The following is a 19038-nucleotide window of genomic DNA, read 5'->3' as shown; positions in this document are numbered from 1 at the left end:
CGTGGTTGCGAATTTGCCATAAGGCGGCGTGACCCTGATCCGCGCTTCGATGGCGACAGCCATTCCCGACCGCAACAAAGTTCTGAATGGGCTCGAGACGCTCGTCATCGGCGCCGGCGGCGGTTTGCTGTTTTTATGGGCGGGATTGCCGGGCGGGCTGATCTCGGGTGCGATGTGCGCGGTTGCGATCGCTGCTTTGGCCGGACGGCCGCTCGCGGTGCCGCCGGTGCTGACGCAATCGGTGCTGCTGCTGCTCGGCATCTCCCTGGGTTCGCTGATGTCGCAGCAATTGCTGCAGCATATGAGCTCCTATCCGCTCACCATCGCCCTGCTGGCGCTGGCGACGTTCTGTTCGACCTTCGGCTCGAGCCTCTATCTGCAGCGCATCCATGGCTGGGACCAGACCTCGGCCTTCCTCGCCGGCAGCCCCGGCGCGCTCTCGCAGATCACCATCCTCGCCGCGGAGAAGGGCGCCGACGTCGCGGCGATCGCAGTGGTGCAGACCATGCGCGTCATCATCCTGACCGCGGCCCTGCCGCTGGTGCTGGCGCTGACCGGCGTGACGCACGCGGCGCCGCCGCCATTGCCGACGACGGTCGCCTCGCCGCTCGGCCTCACAGCCCTGGTCGCCGGGTCGATCGGCGTCTCGCTGCTGCTGCGCTGGATCAAATTCCCCGCCAGTTGGATGTTCGGCGCGATGCTCGCCTCCAGCCTGCTGCATGGCTCAGGGCTGGTCGATGGCGGCCTGCCGCCCTGGCTGCGCAACGTCGCGCTGGTCGGCATCGGAGCGCTGATCGGCACGCGCTTCGCGCGGATGAAGACCTCGACCCTGCTGAGCCACGTCAATGCCGGGCTCGGCTCGTTTGCCATTGCCATCGCAATCTCGGCCGTGTTCGTCGCGGTGATCGCCTTCACCACCCACGTGCGGCTCGCCGACGTCGTGGTCGCCTTTGCGCCCGGCGCGATGGACGCCATGCTGGCGCTGGCGCTGACATTGCACATCGACCCGATCTTCGTCGGTGCGCATCATCTGTCGCGCTTCCTGTTCGTCACTATTTCGACGCCGGGGATCATCCATCTGTTCGGACGGCCGCAGGACGACGTCGACGATTAGTGGCTCTTGAAGCGCGATGAGATTGAGTTGAATCGTCATCGCGCTTTAGCTCTTTGACTGAGCATGATCTTTTCGGAAAACCGCTTCACACTTTTCCGGATCATGCTCTAGTCCCATCATCGTGAGGTGGCCGCTTCAGCGGCCCTCGAAGGATGAACGGCCCGGCTGGTGCCCGTGCTTGCTTCGAGACGCGCTTCGCGCTCCTCAGCATGACGGATCAACGGGAGCGCAGTTGAGAATCAGGCCTTCGCCGCCTTCGCCGCGCCCCAGCCGGCGATCGCGGCCATCAGGAGTGAGATCAGGACGTTGTAACCGGCGAGCGAGATGCCGAGGAAGCGCCACTGCACTTCGTCGCAGCGGACCACCTTGACCTTGTCGAGCTGATCCAGCAGCGAACCGGCCTTGCCGAAATCCACCATCGGGCCGGTGCAGTCGGTCGGCCCCTGCCAAAATCCCCATTCAACCCCGGCATGATAGGCACCGAGCCCGGCGTTGGCGAGCGCGGCGAGGCCGAGGATCGCAAGGCCCGCGAGCAGCAGCGGGCGCGCCGCGCCACGGGCGGCGGCGAGCGCGACCACGGCGCCGAGCGGGACCGCGAGGTAATAGGCATAGCGCTGCTCGAGGCAGAGCGGACAGGGCATGATCTCCAGCACGAGCTGGAAGAACCAGGCGCCGGCCAGCGTCACTGCTGCGATCACGGCAATCGCCAGGGCCGAGGTCAGCGCCGGATTGCCGGTGGCGGAAGCATCCGACGGATGGGCGGTGGCGAGCGTCACGGCAGTCCTCCTGCGAGCACCGTCCGGCAGGGTCATGGCCCCTGCTACATGCTCAGATCGGGTCGTATCGCGTGAAAATACCGCTGTCGAGGCGCGGGACAATCACATCCGCGCGGGTTGACCGTGACGGGCCGCCCGCTATAGTCCGCCGCACTTCGCGACCCGGGCCCGTCTCGGCCTGGATCATCGCGAATGCCCCTGTGGCGGAACTGGTAGACGCGCTCGACTCAAAATCGAGTTCCGCAAGGAGTGCTGGTTCGATTCCGGCCAGGGGCACCAAGCAGGCTGTCGCAGTCGTTCGCGCAGTGCTCGGAAAGCTTTTAAAATAGGTATTTCCGCGTACATCGGTATTTGATCTCGTCCGATGCCAGCCGCCGATTTGCTGGTATTTTTGTTGGTATCGGGAGAACAAACGTTCACGGCGACTTTCGCGATTCCGAACGAGGCAATTGAGCCGACGGCCGCAAGAATGACGACGCGTGCGCCGATCCCAAAGCAGATCAGGACCGACGTCGACTGTCGCGCCGTCCGACCGCGGCATCTCCGAAGGCCTGCCGCACCCCGGTCGCTACCGTGACGACAGACGCTGCCTTTCGTCATCTGTCAGCTGCTGCGCCTGCTCAGCGGTCAGTTTACCGCTGCCGACCACGCGAAACATGCTGTTCGGATCATAGCTCTGCTGCTCGTTGCCGCTGCGGCGCTGGTCGTTGCCGTCGGGATCCGGCGTGCCGTCGCCTCCGCCATAGCCGAGCACCTCGACGATGATGACCGAGGGCTGTCCGGTATTGGCCGCCGGCGTCGCGGTCCTCGGTTGCTGGGCTGCGCCCGCGGTGTTGTTGGCCGCGGTCAATGCCGCCACCGGCGGCCCCTGCACCGCCGGCACACCGACCGACGTGCCCTGCACCTGGATATTGGCGATGTTGAGCACTCGCAGCGCTTCCAGGGTGAGATTGCCCGACACGCGAATGCCGGCCTCGCCGGCATCGATCGCGCCGTGCGGTGCGAACAGGTCGACGTTACCAGGAGGCACGCCGGGCACGCCAATCAGGGTCGCGATGCCGGCGCCGGTTTGCGGCGTGTTCGGCGTCTTGGCCGCGCGGCCATACTGATCGTAGACGACCAGCGGCGGCGACGTCACGATCGAGGTCTGCTTGCCCTTGCCGGCATTGAGGTCGCCATTGGTCGAGAACATCAGGATGTCGCCGCCGAGCTCGGTGAAGACGCGCGACTGCGCCACTACGACACTCCGATCGGTGAAGATGTTGACGTCGCCGCCTTCGAGCGTCAGCAGGCCGGGGCGTGCGGTGTCGGTCTGCCCGGTCAAATCGGGCGTCTGGTTCTCGATGCCGAGCGAGACGCCGCCGCCGGGCGCCAGGATGTTGATGCTGCCACCCTGCTCGGAGCGGATGCGTGCGAGCTGGAACAGCGACAAATTGCCGGCATAGGCTGTGGTGGTGCCGCCGATCACGCTGTCGGGAAATAAGGTCTGGATCGCCCGGTAGGCCCGGTCGTAACCCTTGCCGCCGGCGCCAAGCCCTTTGGCCGCCGCCTCGCCGCCCGCCGTGAGCTCGGCGAAATACACCTGTTCGATGAACGGCAATTGTGCGACCGGGGTGAAGTTGCGGAAATCGGCGAGCGCCTGGTCGCGACTGAGGGCGATGCCCTCGATCCTGCTCATGTGGCTGGTCAGCTGCGCGAGATAGCCTTGCGTCGTCGCATCGGTGTTCTGCGGATCGAAATAGAGGTTGATGAAGGCCGTGGTGTCGAGGCCGCTCGCGCCGATACCGACCGCGATGCCGATCGAGGCACCCGTCGGCGGCAACAACGGATTGTCCGCGTTGCCGACCGACGTGATGCCAACGCCCTGCGAGCCATACTGGCCCTTCTGCGCAACGATGTCGCGACCGGCGAGGACGGAAAGCGCGCCGGGCCCCTCGACACGAATGTTGAAGAAGTCCGGGTAGGCCAGGCTGCAGGGCTGGCAGCTGACGATGTCGCGCCCGGCCTGCACCAGCGAGACGTCGCCGAGCCCGGCGTTCTCGATATTGATGATCGGCCGGACGATATCGAGACCGGCGCGCACCTGCGCGCGCTCCGACGTCGCCAGCGCGGGATTTGTCAGGCTGCCCTGCACCGCATAGACATGCACGGTATGCGGAGCGTTGAACTCCACCAGGTTCGAGGGCAGCGACAGAGCCCCGCCAAGCGTGTCGTTGGCCGAATTGGCGAGCGTGCTCGGGTAATCGCTGCCTGCCGGCGCCGAGGCGCCATTGACCTGGGACATTAGATCGGCCGCCGTCATGCTGACGCCAAAACCCACGATATCCTGCTGAGCCAGCAGATCGAGGCGGGCCGTTGGCGCAGCCAGTGCGGCGAGATAGTGGAAACCAGACCCGGTTTGCTGAATGCTGCCGGCCCGGATGGATCCGCCGGCCGCCGTCAATTCGAAGATCGGTGGCGCGAAATCACCATGCACCGTGATGTCGCCGCCTTCGGCGAATTCGGTCAGGGCGCTGGCGGTCGTCATGCTGGTGAAGAAGCCATAGGGGACCGCGGTGAGATAGTAAAATGAGGGGGGCCCATTTCCCTCCAGGCCCGCCGGAACGCTATAGCCGGTTCTCGTGGGGTCGGGCTGCTGCGTCATCCGCGTCGGATCGCCGACGATCGCGTTGATTCCGCGGCGGGACACCACGATGAACTGGGCATCGCCGATCAGCAGATCCACCCGCGCGACTGTCAGAGCACTGGTGCTCAGCGGCGCCATCCCGACCTCGCCGGCCTGGATGTCGGCCGTTCCGTGCCCGACCAGCAGATTGGCGTAGTTGATGCCGCTGCCCACGGTCAGCGAGAGATTGCCGCCGCCGTACACCGACACCGCGCCGGTGCTCGTCAATCCGCCCGTTGTCGGCAGGCTGATGTCGACATTCCTGAGGTCGCCGTCGACAGCGACCCGGACGTTTCCTCCTCCCAACGCACCGAGCCCCTTGAACGCGGCCACGGACGGAAATGAGTCGACCCCGTAATCGAGATACGGTTGATAGTAAGTGCCGAAATTGACGAACCACGTCGGACTGACGGCCGTCGGTTCGGTCCATAGCCAATAGGTGTCGGGCTCGGAAGCCGCGTAGCTCGTCACACCATTATTGCTCGTATCGGCGCCGATCAGGCTGCCATGCGCCTTGACCGTGAGATTGCCGCCGCCGCTCGAATAGCTGGCGTTGAATGCGAGGGGATACAGCGTGTCGTACGCCGTCAGATTGCCGCTCGCGTCGGAGTGATATCCGAGATAGTTGTCGTAGGTGTACGTGTAGGCATTCAAGATCAGCGCGCGCTGCCCCGCCGTGAAATTCGGCGCTACGGGCTGCCCCGCGGTATAAATGCCGAATGCGGTCTGGATGTCGATGTTGCCGGCCGCAGCGAGCTCGATATCGCGCGCGCCGGTGCGGACCACGCTCGGAATCTGTACGACGATGCCGCTGTCATTGACATTGGCGTCGATCAGGTAGGGCGCCGCGAACACGATCGAGCCTGGCTCGGGATTGGCCGCCGTGGCCGCGGGACGCAGCACGGCCGGCATGACCGCCAGCGGATCGGCACCCGCGAGATCCGCGCCCGCAACCAGCCGCAGCGTCGCTGATCCGGAGCCCGCCGGCAGCGGTGCCGCGATCGCGAAGATGCTGCCGTCCGGCGAACTGACCGGCGCGGCAAAACCGTCGCTGAGGCTGCCGTTGATCAAGAGGTTTCCGGCTGTGCGGAGCGTCAGCACCATCGGCTCGCCATTGTAGCGGTAGGTGTGCAGATCGATACCGGAGTTGGTGGGGGATGGATTTTGCAACAGCTGGAGGTCGCCGCTGCTGTCCAGCTCGATCCCGGGCATCAGGTGGAAGGCGGTGACCGAGTTGCCGGTCAGCGTACCGATGCCAGTCTTGACCGTGGCGGCAGCGATATACGCCTGTGCGTCGGCATCGGCCGTCGTCAGATTGGCGTCGACATAGGGCGTGCCGCTGACGTCATAGGTCTTGACTGCCTCGACGACGATCTCGCGGGCGCCGGCGACCTGGACCCCGTTGTTGCTGATGCGCACATTGTTTGCGGTCCGCGGTGCGCGCAGCCAGACCTGTCCGCCGTTGAGCGCGATATTCGGATCGGTGCCGGCGACGCTGATCGTAGAGCCGGCGTCGAACGTCAGCATGCCGGTGCTGTTGCCGGCGAGGCCGAGGAATACCGTGCCACCCTTGGCGACGGCGGTGCCGGCATTGAGCACCGCCTGCGCGCCCAGCTCCAGATTGTTGCCGGCGATCAGGCGGATGGTCGCATCGCGGCCGCCGTTCGCATCGATCAGACCGGCGACGGTGATGCTGCCGCTGCTCGCGGTCAGCTCGACGTCACGGGCGGTGATGTTGCCGACATTGATGTCGCCGCTCGCCAGCGTCAGCGCCTGCTCGCCCGAGAAACCTGCGATGCTGCCGAGCAGTGCACCGGCGTCACCGGACTTGAGCGCGAGAACCGCACTGCCGCCGGCGTAGCGCGGATCGGCGCTGGCCAACAATTGCCCGTCGAGATGGGCCGTCCCGTTCGGCGCGACGATGGTGAGCGTGCCGGCGTTGCCGCCCGGGTCGGAATCCACGACATCGAGTGTCGGCAGCGTGACCGAGCCCAATCGGCCGCCGCGCAGATCGACCACCGCCCCGGCGGCAACGGAGACATCACCGTTCACGGTCTGCAGTGTGATGCTGCCGGCCGGCGCAATCCGCACCACATCGAAGAACGGCGTCACCGCGCCGGCGACATTGGTGACCGAACCGGCCTGAAGCGTAATGCCGTTCTGCGCCGAGAAGCTGATCGCGCCGGACGGCAGGTTGATCGTCGTGCCCTGGACGATGCGCTGCGCCGAGACCGAGAGCGTCGCGCCGCTGGAGCTGGCGACCGGCTGGACGGCACTGCCGGGCAGCGCGGCGAAGCTGACTGTGCCGGCATTGGCGATGAGCTGCGTCAGCGCGCCGGCCTGGGCCGTCACCACGGGCGCGGCGATCGTCAGGTTTTCGCTGACGCTGAAGGTGCCCGGCATCACCTCGCCGGGCGCATACGACACCGTGCCGATCGTTTGCATCGTGCCCGCGGCGATGGGGCCGGCATACGCGACGCCGCCGATCACCTGCCCGGACGCCGCCAGCGTCACGTTGTTGAAGCCGCCGAAGGCCAGATTGCCGCCGCCACCCAGCGTCAGCTGCGCCGCATCGATCTCGAACGCGCCCTGCCCGGTTCCGGTCGAAGCTGCGCCGATGGCGCCGCCGTTCAACGTGATCGTATTGGCGCGGAGCCTGACGCTGTCGGTCGCGGCACCGAACCCGTTGATCACGGGCGCGCTCAAGGTCAGCCCGGCGAGCAGGGGCCGGCCGGTCGCCGGATCCGGCTCGCCGAGATCGACCGAGCCATAGACGTTGATCGCGGTGGACGCCGACAGCATCAGGTTGCCGGTCGGCGCGAGATGCCGCAGCGAATCGCCTGCGGACAATTGCGCGAGCAGGCCGGCGCTCAGGTTGAAGCCCGAAGCGCCTCCGGTGCCGAAATTGATCGCGGGCACGCTGACCATGACGGTCGGCGCCGCAAGGCGGGCGGAGGGATCCATGCTGATCGTGTTCGAGGCGCTCAGCGCCAGCACGCTGCCGCCGAAGATCTGCGCGCCCGCGCCAATGCTCAGCATGCTCGCGCTGCCGCTCCCGGCCGGCAACGTGACCGGCAGCACCGGCGCGTTGGACGCCAGCACGAATGCGCCGGCACCGCCGCCGCTGACGCGCGCCAGCGCAATCGATCCCAGGGTCTTGCCGGTCTTCGGATCGTTCGGGAACAGGGTCGCGATCGCGCCGAACGATGTCGTATCGACCTGTGCGCCGGCGCCGATCGCGATCGCACTGCTCGCCGTCAGCATGATCTCGGGCGCGGTCAGCACCGCTCCGCTGTCGATCTGGAGCTGCTGCGCCGCCGGCGTGATGGTCAGCACGTTGCCGTTCAGGTTGCGCGTGCCGCCGATCAGAATGCTCTGCGCGCCGATGCTGTCCAGCGCACTGGCCTGCAGCCCGGTCATGCCCGGCGCTGCGGCGCCGCCCGGCGCAAGGATCTCGAGATTCGACGCCACGATGTCGGCCTGCCCGCCGCGGCCGCCCGCCGGAGCCGTGAAGTCGCCGAACCCGCCGGTGACCGGCAACGACAGGCTGTTGGTCGCATTGATGACGAGCTGTCCCGCATCGAGCGGCAGATAGGGCGCCGCGATGCCGCTTGCGGCCGCCTTGGCCGCATAGAACTGAGTGGCCGTGGTTTCGGCATATTGCGACTGCCGGCGGACCACCGCTCCCGGCGTGACGATGTAGACCGAAGGAAGCGCGTCGCGGAAGCCCGTGTTGGCGACCTCGCCGTAGCCCAGCACACGGTAAGAGCCGTCACGCTGCACAAAATTCGACAGCCCGGTCGCGGTAGTCTGATTCTCCGCAACCGTGACCTTGTAGGCGCCGGCCAACAACGCGTAATGCCCCGGCAGCAAGGTGTAGGTGCCGGCCGGCAATCCCGGAATGCCGCTCAGATAAATCTGCTGGCCGACTTGCAGAGCCACCGGTGCCGATGTCGTCTGCGTCGGATCGCTGAGCTGCATCTGCGGGTCGCGCGGCGCATAGCGGTTGCCGAGGCTCGGCAGAATCGCAAATGTCTGGGTGCCGCTGAGCGTATCGACCGATCCGCCGGCGCCGCTGACGAACTGCGCGCCGTAGAGATCGCCACCGCCGGACTCGTCGATGCGCGCGGTTGCCGCCCCACCGGACGCGCCCGCGACCGTCAACGCCTTGCCGTAGAACGAGATCGTCTTGGCCGGCGGCGCGCTGATCGTGTTCGCCGTGCCGGTATTGTCATAGCCATAGATCCAGTCGGTGTTGCCGAGCGGCGCGCCGTACGGGATCAGCGTGCCGGCGGCCGACACCGACGTGATGCTGCCCGGCAGCAGGTTGATCGCGCGCGTGCCGGCAGGATTGTTCGGATCCCCGAAGGTGATCTGCCCGAGCGGCGCCAGCAGGACGCCGCCTTGATTGATGGTCGGCGCGACGATCTGCACGGACCCGCCCGCTGACAGCGGCGTGTAGGGCGCCTGGCCGTTGCTGACAAAGCTGACCACGCTGCTCGGCCCTGTCGCCTGGATCAGGAACAAACCGCTCGGGACGCTTGAATATGCATTGCTGACCGGTCCGGTGCTGATCGGATAGATCTCCGTCCCCGAGAACGTCACGTCGCCGGCGGTCGTCAACGTCGTCGACTTGGCGGCGTAGAGGGGTGAAGTCCTCGAGGCCGGCACCAGGCGGATGTCGCCAAGGCTGTTGAACGCCATGCTGGCAAAGCCGGGCAGCGATACCGCCTGCTGAACCGGCGTGTAAAAATTGATGAAGCTGGTGACGTAGTTGTAGCTTGCGCCGCTGCGCAGGGTGCCTTCGATGTCGATCAGGTCGGCATCGACCTCGAGACGCGCCGTGCCGGCCATCGGCATTGCGCTGTAGCTGCCGCCCGGAATGTAGCTGCTGCTGATGTATTCGTTGATGTTGCGCTGACCGCCGCCGATGTCGACATAGGGCGCGTTGAGCCGGACGATCGCGCCCGGCGTCGCGCTGATGTTGCTGGCGTTGATGGTCAGGCTGCGCGCCGCGGCGAGCTTGACGCTGCCGTTGAACACCAGGGCATCGACCGCGCCGAGGGATACCGATGCGAAGCCGCCGCTGGAGATCTGGTCGGCGCCGATGAAGAGCTCTCCGAGCAAGCCGCCCGCGATCGCCTGCCCCTGCGACAGACCCGTCGTCATCAGCGGCGCCGCCTGACTTACGATCGTCTGGAACACCGGCTGCACGAACTGCGAGGCCCCGGAGCTGTCCGCGACATAGGTCCCGATCACCTGATCGATCGTCAGGCTGCCGCCGGCGACGCCAGCCCCACCGCCCTGCGCCTTCATCGAGGCGTCGAACAGCAGACCGAGCGATGCCCGGATCGCGAGGCTGCCGCCCGGAGTCGCAACCTGGGTCTGCGTCAGACCGGATCGGCCCGCGACCTGGAGGATCGTTCCCGACGCTCCCGACACGTCAATGATCGCCCCGGCTTGCGCCACGACGACACCGAGCGGCTGCTCGCCATAAGGCTGAGTGGCCGAATAGGGATAGTAAAGCGCGGGCTGAGTGTCCTGATTGATGTTGACCTGACCGCCGCCGAGCACCGTGTTCACCGGGCGCCCCAGCCCGTCCAGCATCGACGTCACCAGGCCGGGCGCCAGCAACCTTGCGTTCGCGCCGATCCACAGCGTCTGCGCGGCATTGTAGGACGGCCCATTGTTGGGCGGCACGCCAGCCTGGGAGCCGACCGCGTTCCAGGTTCCCGTGGTGCCGGTCAAATCGAGATTGATGGTGCCGGCGGGCGCGCTGATGGTACCGTCGAAGCTGAGTTGATGGCGTGCGTGCAGGGATATCGTCGCTTGCGGATCGGCATCGATCACGACGCCGCGCTGAACGTCGAGATTGCCGTTGAAGGCATCGATCGCGCTCAGGACGAGGTTGACGGGCGCCGGCCGCTGGTACGACGGCAGCACCCCCGCCGTCGCGACGCTCATGACATCGCTGCCTGTCGGCGCCAGGGCGGCCTGCGGATTCGGAACCAGATTGACTCCGTGCAGCTCGATATCGGTGCCGCGCGCGACCGTCAGGTTCTGGTAGCTGTAGAGGGCATACTGACTGAAGCCGCCGCCGGCAAAGAAGCCGGGCGACAGCTGCAGCACGCTGGCGGGATCGACCGCCGCGAGGTTGCTGGTCCCGTCGGCGTTGATGCTGCTGATGGTGCTGAGCGGAAGGATGGCGTCGCCGCCGATCTGGATCGCGAGCGTGGCGATGCCGAGCGTGCCGCCACCCGTGAAGCCGTAGGACCGCAGCGTACCGTCGAGATAGACCCGGCCCGGGTAGGCCTGCGCGAGCGTCGTCGAATTGTGCAGCGTCGCGCCGAAGCCGTCGGCGATCAGCGTGATGTTGCCGCCGGTTCCGACCGGCAGGCCGTTGCTGCTCTTGATCTTGCCGGTGCTCTGCATCCAGCCGCCGCTCGACGCATCGATCACCGCCCCGTCATCGATCCGAACGCTGCCGTAGGCGGCCAGCTTGACATTGCCGCCATTGTAGAGCGCAGGCGGCGTATCGGTGCCGCCGGTGTGATCGTTGACCCACAGACCGCGCGTATCGATCAGGCTGCCCGGATGCAGTTCGACGTCGCCCGTGAGGATCGTGGTTCCCTGCTGCGCGGCGTTGACGGAGATCGAGCCGGCCCGCGCCACCAATTGGCCGTCGATCGAAATGCCCCCGCCGACCAAGGCGATATTCGAGTTCAGGGCGATCGAGCCGCCGGGGGCAACCTGAAGCTTGGCTCCGCCCACGAGGCTGATAGCGGGAGATACCGCGCCGCTGACCGGATCGGTCACGCCGCCCCGGGCGTTGATGGTGATGCTGCCATAGTTCACCCGGTCGAGCAGATCGGCCGACAGATAGACCGTCTGCTGCCAGGACGGCGGCAGCGGCGACGTCGCACTGGAAATGTCCGGCGGCGCGACTGACGGCGCGATGACCACGCTGGTGGGCACGATGCTCGCATCGGACGCCCCGATGGTGAACGCGGCACCGGATGGAAGCGTGTTGGCGGTCCGCTGATAGGGCCCATTGATGGTTGCCGCGACTACCGAGGCGTCGACCTCAGCCGCGCTCGCAATCACGGTCAGCGCGCCGGCGGCGCGTCCTTCCAGATAGGCCGGCTGGTACACCTGACTGGCGACCAGTGGATCGGCATAGAACTCGGTGACGTTCCAATGGGTGTGATTGACCGTGAAGCCGACCCCGATCGAGCTGTAAGTCAGATCCGCGGGAGCTCGATTGGCGCTGTAGATCCGGCCGTCGGAGCCGACCAGCCAGGTGACCGGCACATAGCCGGCCTGATGCGCGAGCGAGCCGCCGGCAATATCGATCGACGCACCGGGCCGCAGGATGGCATCACCAGAGGAATAGACGCTCACCGAACCGCCCGTGGTCAGGCGCTGGTCGATCGGACGCTCGACCTGCCCGAGCCATCCCGACACCTCGAGAAGGCCGCCGGCGGTGTAGACCCGATCCGACGCCACAGGGTTGAGATCGTGGAGGTTTACCCACACCTTCTTGCTGGAGAGGATACCACCGCGCTGCAACGGCGAGTCGCGCAGCTCGTTGGCACGCACGTCGACCTGCACCACATCGCTCGACGCCGCGACCGGGACACCCTGCAGCCCCGAAACGTCGATCAGGGAGCCGGTGTCGACCAGCACACGCGCCCCGTCGGGGCTGGAGTTCGCGTTGATCTTGGCGGTCGGATTGTCCTGCAGATAGAGCTGGTCGCCGTGGCTCGATGCCTGAAGCGCAACGCGTCCGGACGGCGCGATGATCGCAGCTCCCGACTGCACGTTGACGAAGCCGCCCTCGACCGTGATGCGCGACTGGGCCTGCGGCTGGGTGTCCATCGCGGTCAGACCGTCCTCCTCGGGAAGGACCGCGGTGAGGCTGCCGGGCGCGAGTTGCACCTTACCGGCCTGCGTCGACACCGCGTAGCGCGAGGAGCTGTCATAACCGTATATTCCCTGCAGGCCCTGCTGCGCCGACAGCAGGATCGAGCCGGCCTGGTTGACCGAGGTGGTCGCCACCAGCACGCCGGACTGCTGCAGATTCATGCCGACCAGGGTGACGCTTCCGGTCGGCGCTGCGACGAGGCCGGTGTTGCTGACCGTGCCGCCATTGAGCACATTTAACATCAGACCCAGCTGGCTGGTGCTGCCGCTGGTCGTGACATAGACCGACGTGCCGGCAGCGAGCGCGGCCTGGCCGCCCGGCGTGACGATGCTGCCGTTGTTCTGCACATTGGCGCCGAGCAGGAAGACGTTGCCGCCTCCCGTGGTGACGGCTGCGGGCGGCGCCGTGAGGATCACGGCACCTGCCTCGACGATGACGTCGCCGGTCGGGCCGCTGCCGTTGGCATAGATCGGGGCCTGCAGATTGCCGGCATTGTCAAACGGCGAGCGATTGAGCAGAGCGGTCTTGAACTGCTGATCGGTGATGTTGAGTGTCGAGGCCACCAGTGAGCCGACATTGATCTGGCTGGCGCCGCCGAAAATGATGCCGTTCTGGTTGATCACCAGCACCTGGCCGTCGGCGCTGATGCGGCCGAGGATCTGGCTCGGCCCGACATTGCCGATCACGCGATTGAGCGCGACCCAGTTGCTGTTGCCCTGCTGATTGAAGACGACATCGGTCTGGACGCCGACATTGAAGCTCTGCCAGTTGAGGATGGCCTGCGGCGCGGTCTGGGTGATGCCGACACTGGTGCGTCCATTCGCGCTGGTCTGGGTCGGAAGGTTGGCGCCGGACCAGAGGTCCGATCCGGGCGCGGCGCCTGGCGCGACCTGCAGCCCGCCCGTCGCCAGACCGTTCGGCACCGTCAGCTGCGGCAGCGTCTGCGACGTGCCGGAGGCCTGTGCGGCTCTGCGCGCGGCGGCCTGTGCCGCCTGCATGGCCTGGATCGCTTGGGCCGCCCGCGTCAATGCACCAGAGCTTTGGGCGGCAGCGGCCGCCGCCTGCTGGGCCCCGGCGCTCGCCGCATCGGCGGCGTAGTGCGGCGCGCCGAGCGTCCAGGCGCCGGTCAGCGGCCTCGCGCCAGCAGGATACGAGGCGAGCAACAATGTCACAAGGCTGGTGCCGGCCATCAACCCGCTGCGGGACACAAGGCGCGACGACCGCAACAGCGTGCGGGCGGCCAATTCACCGCGCGTACGGGGCTGATGGATGGCTTGAGCTCGAACCGGCATGACAGTCCTTCCAGCGAACATCGCAGAGGTCACACCAGCGTGACGGGAAGCCCCGCCGAAAGCCGCAAGGGATTTTTGTGAAAGTTTCGTGTCGCCGCAGAGCGCAAGATCGCGGCAACCATGCTCAGCTCAGCAGCACGATTCCGCCAGGCAGCAACCGCACGCGCGCATCGAACGCCTGCTGGATCTGGGTCAGAACTTCGTCCATCCGATCGATGCGGAAGCGGCCACTGACGGGCAGCCGTGCGATCGCCGCATTGACGATGAAGATGCGGCCAGGCCGGTAGCGGTTGATTTCCTCGACCACGTTGGAGAGCGGCGTGAAGCGAAACAACAGGAAGCCGCGCTGCCAGGCGGAGGCAGCCTCGATATCGGCAGCGACAAGCGTCTCCCCACGCGCGTCGTAGCGCAGCTGCTGGCTCTCCTTCAGTGCGATCGCCTGGGCGCCTCGCTGGACCTGCAGCTCGCCCTTGAGGCAGGTCACACAGACCGGCCATTCGCCGCCAGCCGGCACATAGCGCACGTCGAACTGCGCCTTGTCCGCGAGTATCCAGCGGTCGGCCGCTCGTACGCCAAAATTGCGTCCGGATGTGGCGAACGCCGCCTCGCCGGAAAGCAACTCGATCCGTGCCGCGCCGGGATCGGCAAGCCGAAGCGCGATGCTGGTCTGCACATTCATCTGGATTGACACATCGCCGGGCAGCGCCACGTGGCGCTGCTCGCCGGTTGCGGTCCGGTAGTCGGCCGCGAACTCCGACCATGACGGCCACAGACCGAGCGGCGGACGCGCAAGCGCATAGACGCCCGCCGCCGAGGCAGCGGCCGCGAGCCCGCCACCAAGCAGCGCACGGCGGTGCAGCGGGCGCGAAGCACTCGGCAATCGTCCGGTCATCATTGCCGCCCGGACATTGCGGCCGGCCGGAGCAAGGTCTCTCCACAGCCGGCTCGCGGCGGTGAAGGCCGCAGCATGATCTACGCTCTGGGCGCACCAGCGCCGCAGCGCCTCGGCGTCCGCCACCGTGGCCCGCCCCGAGGTGAGATGCCGGACCCAGCCCACCGCTTCCCGCTTGAGCGGGTCAAGTTCCATGTCGTCCTTGTCCTTCGCGCTCATGGCCGGAGCCCGCCCCATGCCCGCCTACGCCAAGATACGGCGGCTCGCGCCACCACTCCCAAGAAGACGTTTCCAGCCAGGCGAATCCGCATCTTCATCCGCCGTTCCGATCGCGCCGCGCCAGACAATATTCCTGCGCCCGCTGCAGCTCCAACTCGACCAGGCGCAAGGAAATGCCGAAGCGGCGGGCTATCTCCTGCCGCGGCATCTGGTCGAGCCGTGCGGCGAGCAGGATCGCGCGGCGACGCGGCGGCAATTCGCGCAGGACGGCTTCCAGGCCACGCAGGTCCGAACGCGCGCGCGCGACCTGCTCCGGATCGGGCGCGCTATCGGCGACCTCGAGCAATCCGTCGACCTCGGCGGCGCTCAAGGTCCGGCTATCGGCAGTACGCTGGCGATCACGCGCCGCGTTCATGGCGACCCCAAAGATATAGTTGCCGGGATTGCGGACCACACCGATCGAATCCACCCGGGCGATGCGGAGCCAGGCATCCTGCAAAGCCTCGCCCGCGAGCTCGGACGATCCCAGCCGTCGCGTTAACCGTCGCTTGAGTTCATCGTAGCGCTCGACCAGCAGGCGTCTGATCAGCGCCAGGGACGCCTCGGTCATGGCGTCGCGCTGGCGCGGCGCGCCGGAGGACCATCGCAGGCCATCGTTGTGCCGGATCCTTGCGGGACGACCACCAGGGTCACCGGCTGTGCAAGGCCCGCCGGCGGCGGTACATCGACTCGTATCCGGCGCAGCGCGTGATCGATGCCCGCATCGACCGCGGCGCTGCCCGCCGATCCCAGCCGTGCGAACCGCTCGACGTTGCCGGCCGGATCAATCCAGAACTGTAGTGCGATCCGATATCGGCCCGGCCGTGCATCGGCCTCCGCGCACAGTGCGGCCCGAAGGCCGGTCTGTAGCCGGGCATAATAATGGCTCACCGAAACCGGCAGCACCGCCTGCGCCGTGGTCGGTATTGGATAAAGCATGAAGGACGTCTCTCCGAGCACACGCGCCGACAGACCGCTACCCGCGAGCAGGCGCGCGAGCGCCATGTCCGCGGTCATGGGCCCGCGCACGGCGCTGGAACGCAGTCCGGCCGTCAGGTTGCTGTTGTAGAGGACGTTCCGACCAGCCACGGCACCATACTGCTCGAGCGCGGCCGCCAGCGGCTGGGCTGCGATATCAAAGTCGATCTGCGCCTCCTGCGCCGATGCGCTCGGCGGCGCCGCGACAAGACAGACCCAGAACATCAGAGCACGGCACAGCCGCCGAGCGCTCCAGACTCGCGCTGGCGCATCCGGGGTCAACTCGGCTCCTTGCCTTTACAAGCCTGTCATGGTCGGGCGAAGAACATAGGCAGGCAGTGTAACAATCTCATGTCAGGAAGACTGAAGATGGTCATCGCACAGCCGGCGTCATGAGCCTGACGGACTATCGGTCAATCCAGACTAGCGGACGGCAGACGGATCTCCACCCGAAGTCCTCCGAGCGGGGACCGGTCCAAGGCAAGTGATCCGGCGTACAACTCGGCAAGCTCGCGCGTGATCGACAGGCCGAAGCCGAATCCTGGAGAGCTTTCGTCGAGCCGTTGGCCGGCCTGCACCGCCTGCGACATCTGCTCCGGCGAAAGCCCCGGTCCATCGTCCTCGACGGCAATGACGACGCTTCGCATCTCCTCGCGGGATCCGACCGTGACCTTGCCGCGGCACCAGGAGAAGGCGTTCTCCAGCACGTTTCCCAGCATCTCGTCGACGTCCTGCTGTTCGCAGGCGACCGTCACGCCGGCCGGTATGTGATTGACGAAATCGATCGTCTTGTCGGCGTTCACCTTGTCGAGGACGAGGCCGAGATCGGCGACGTGCAGCGCGATCTCGGTCCTGGTCCGGACCGGACCGCCGAGCGCGGCCGACCGGGCGCGCCCCAGATGATGCCGGATGCGCCGGTCCATCAGCACGACGAGGCCATGCAGATCGTCCGAGCCCGGGGGCTGCTTCTTCAGCGCGACCGCCAGCGTTGCGAGCGGCGTCTTCAGGCCGTGCGCCAGGTTCGAGACATGTTTGCGCGCCCGCTCCAGATTGGCCGCGTTCTGCACCAGCAGCGCATTCAGTTCGGTGGCCAATGGCTGCACCTCATCGGGCTGGGCGTTGGGCACGGTGTCGCGACGTCCCGATCTCACATCGGCGACGGCCTGACGCAGCCGTTCCAGCGGCCGCAATCCGAGCCGGACCTGAATCAGCATGGCGCAGATCAACGCGATGCCGAGCACACCGAGCGACAGCGACAGGGTGCGCATCGCCTCCCACAACGGCCCGCGCACCGCGTCTCGCGGCGCGGAGGCAACGATCGTGACGGGTGTGCCGGAGACCGTCACGTTCAGGATGCGGAAGTGAAGCATGCGGCCGTATGGGCCTTCGCCGTCGGCGGGCAACGGACGCTCCCGCGGCGGCGGATCGCCATCGGCGCGGGGAGGTGGCGGTGGTGGAGGCGCCCGTCTGTTACGGATATCCGGCGGGGCGAGGTCCCCGCCATCGAGCGAGCGGGACCGCAGCACGTTGTTCGGTCCGGAGACCTGCCAGTACCAGCCATGTCGGCGCCGATCGAAGGGGGGGCCGTCGGCGGATCCCGCCAGATGCATGTTGCCGCCGCCATCGACCTCGAGCATGGACGCCAGGAAGAGGATTTGTCCATCGAGCCTCTGATCGATCTGCCCCTGCACGAAACGATGCAGCACGAACGATATCAGGATCGCGGCGACGATCAGTGCTGCGGTGATGAACACGCCGGCCCCGATCATGAGGCGCCGGCCGAGCGATGCGTTCCGCCACATCATCGGGATTCCGAGTTGAGCTTGTAGCCGCGGCCTCGCTCGGTCTCGATCAGCGCCTTGCCGATCTTGCGCCTGAGCCGCGCGACGATCACCTCGATCGAATTCGAGTCGGTCCCGACGTCGCCTTCATAGATCTTTTCCGCCAGCAGGCCGCGCTCGACCACGGTGTCCTTGCGCAGGATCAGGCATTCGAGCACGCGCCATTCCAGGGCGGTCAATTTCAACGGCAGGCCATCGAGCTCGAACACGCCGGTCTGGGTTTCGAAGCTGAGCGGCCCACAGGAAATGCGCGGCGCGGCATGTCCGGAGGCGCGACGGACCAGTGCGCGCAGCCGCATCACCAATTCCTCGATCCGGAACGGCTTGGTGAGATAGTCGTCGGCGCCCGCCTTGAAGCCGTCCACCTTGTCGGTCCAGCCGTCGCGCGCGGTGAGGATCAGCACCGGCAAATGCCGGCCGTGCTTGCGCCAGCCGCGCAGCACCTCGACGCCGGGCACCTTGGGCAGCCCGAGATCGAGCACCGCGGCATCGTAGGATTCGGTTTCCCCGAGGTGCTGCCCGTCCTCGCCATTGGCCGCGATGTCGACCGCGAAATTCTCCTCGCGCAGGGCGCGGGCAATCTCGTGCGCCAGCAGACGATCGTCTTCGACCAGAAGGATTTTCATTTCATGCGACTCACACCTTGGATCGGAACTAGGCGCCCAAGCTTAACTCAACCTGAACGGATCGGTTCAGGCTGGATTGGGGCCAGTGCCCTAGGCTCCGCACATCGCAATCGATGAAAGGAGCGTCCAATGACCGAAACCGATGCACAGAATGTTCCGCCAGCGCCGCAGCCCGAGCGCCGGCAGATCCGGCATCGCGGCCTGCTGGCCGGAGCCGCGCTTGCCATGCTTCTCGCGGGGGCGACCGCTGGTGCCGGCGGTCTTCGTGTTGCCCAGAATTGGCAACCGCGCAGCGTCCTGCTGCTGCAGCCGACCGCAATCGGCAGGCTGCAACCCGGCGGCCCAGCCGCAGTGCGCGGCAACGTCGCCGAGATCTTCGGCCACATGTTCGTCGTCGAGGACGGCAGCGGCCGGGCACTGATCGATCTCGGACGCCGCGGCGAGAACGCCGACATTGTTACCAAGGGCGAGACGGTGACGATCCAGGGCATGTTCGATCGGGGAATCGTTCACGCCCAGATCGTCTCTCACGCCGACGGCCGCACCGAAGCCTTCGGTCCCCCGCCGCATCCGCCTCGCGAAGCGCCGCCCCCGCCTCCGCGGGCCGATGCGCCTCCGCCACCTCCAGGCGCGCTGCCGCCGCCTCCCAAAGCGCTTTGAGAAAAGCCGCTT

The 19038-nt window shown here is 66.8% G+C and carries 9 protein-coding genes and 1 tRNA gene; 3 read left to right on the top strand and 7 right to left on the bottom strand.

Annotation, left to right across the window (positions count from 1 at the left end):
- Positions 1 to 28 precede the first annotated feature (28 nt).
- The gene (locus AKN83_RS09960) at positions 29 to 1114 is read left to right on the top strand and encodes an AbrB family transcriptional regulator (protein ID WP_157113298.1); all 1086 of its coding nucleotides are present in this window, start codon (positions 29 to 31) and stop codon (positions 1112 to 1114) included.
- A 239-nt stretch (positions 1115 to 1353) separates the two neighbouring features.
- Here the strand turns inward: AKN83_RS09960 and AKN83_RS09955 are convergent, their stop codons facing one another.
- A complete protein-coding gene (locus AKN83_RS09955) occupies positions 1354 to 1926 on the bottom strand; it encodes a disulfide bond formation protein B (protein ID WP_050405501.1) in 573 nt (190 codons plus the stop codon).
- Between the two features lie 158 nt (positions 1927 to 2084).
- On the opposite strand from AKN83_RS09955, the gene AKN83_RS09950 reads away from it, so the two are divergent.
- Positions 2085 to 2169, top strand: a tRNA-Leu gene (locus AKN83_RS09950).
- 289 nt (positions 2170 to 2458) lie between these two features.
- On the opposite strand, the gene AKN83_RS09945 is transcribed toward AKN83_RS09950, so the two are convergent.
- The 6 genes from AKN83_RS09945 to AKN83_RS09920 all read right to left on the bottom strand — a co-directional run bounded on the left by AKN83_RS09945 (position 2459) and on the right by AKN83_RS09920 (position 18366).
- Positions 2459 to 13771: a filamentous hemagglutinin family protein gene (locus AKN83_RS09945; RefSeq protein WP_172803516.1), complete on the bottom strand. Its 11313-nt coding sequence runs from the start codon at positions 13769 to 13771 to the stop codon at positions 2459 to 2461.
- A gap of 124 nt (positions 13772 to 13895) precedes the next feature.
- Positions 13896 to 14882 carry a FecR family protein gene (locus AKN83_RS09940; RefSeq protein WP_050405503.1) on the bottom strand — a complete coding sequence of 329 codons (987 nt, stop codon included), beginning with the start codon at positions 14880 to 14882 and terminating at the stop codon, positions 13896 to 13898.
- A gap of 94 nt (positions 14883 to 14976) precedes the next feature.
- Positions 14977 to 15492 carry an RNA polymerase sigma factor gene (locus tag AKN83_RS09935; protein WP_050405504.1) on the bottom strand — a complete coding sequence of 172 codons (516 nt, stop codon included), beginning with the start codon at positions 15490 to 15492 and terminating at the stop codon, positions 14977 to 14979.
- Entirely contained in the window at positions 15489 to 16181 is a 693-nt protein-coding gene (locus AKN83_RS09930) for a secretin and TonB N-terminal domain-containing protein (protein WP_157113296.1), read from the bottom strand. Before AKN83_RS09930 ends, AKN83_RS09935 begins: the two co-directional genes overlap by 4 nt.
- Positions 16182 to 16312: 131 nt before the next feature.
- Positions 16313 to 17590 (bottom strand): sensor histidine kinase, encoded by a 1278-nt coding sequence (locus AKN83_RS09925; RefSeq protein WP_244521944.1) that lies wholly within the window; start codon positions 17588 to 17590, stop codon positions 16313 to 16315.
- 110 nt (positions 17591 to 17700) lie between these two features.
- Entirely contained in the window at positions 17701 to 18366 is a 666-nt protein-coding gene (locus tag AKN83_RS09920; RefSeq protein WP_050405506.1) for a response regulator transcription factor, read from the bottom strand.
- Positions 18367 to 18495: 129 nt separating this feature from the next.
- On the opposite strand from AKN83_RS09920, the gene AKN83_RS09915 reads away from it, so the two are divergent.
- Positions 18496 to 19026 carry a hypothetical protein gene (locus AKN83_RS09915; protein ID WP_050405507.1) on the top strand — a complete coding sequence of 177 codons (531 nt, stop codon included), beginning with the start codon at positions 18496 to 18498 and terminating at the stop codon, positions 19024 to 19026.
- Positions 19027 to 19038: the final 12 nt, after the last annotated feature.

The organism is Bradyrhizobium embrapense (genome assembly GCF_001189235.2).
Taxonomy (GTDB): domain Bacteria; phylum Pseudomonadota; class Alphaproteobacteria; order Rhizobiales; family Xanthobacteraceae; genus Bradyrhizobium; species Bradyrhizobium embrapense.
Note: the sequence above shows the minus strand (reverse complement) of the source record. Positions and strands in the feature narration are given on the sequence as shown.

Coding starts and splice junctions, on each gene's coding strand:
- AKN83_RS09920 (WP_050405506.1), bottom strand. CDS start 18,366: ATGAAAATCCTTCTGGTCGAAGACGATCGTCTGCTGGCGCACGAGATT.
- AKN83_RS09915 (WP_050405507.1), top strand. CDS start 18,496: ATGACCGAAACCGATGCACAGAATGTTCCGCCAGCGCCGCAGCCCGAG.
- AKN83_RS09935 (WP_050405504.1), bottom strand. CDS start 15,492: ATGACCGAGGCGTCCCTGGCGCTGATCAGACGCCTGCTGGTCGAGCGC.
- AKN83_RS09940 (WP_050405503.1), bottom strand. CDS start 14,882: ATGAGCGCGAAGGACAAGGACGACATGGAACTTGACCCGCTCAAGCGG.
- AKN83_RS09945 (WP_172803516.1), bottom strand. CDS start 13,771: ATGCCGGTTCGAGCTCAAGCCATCCATCAGCCCCGTACGCGCGGTGAA.
- AKN83_RS09955 (WP_050405501.1), bottom strand. CDS start 1,926: ATGACCCTGCCGGACGGTGCTCGCAGGAGGACTGCCGTGACGCTCGCC.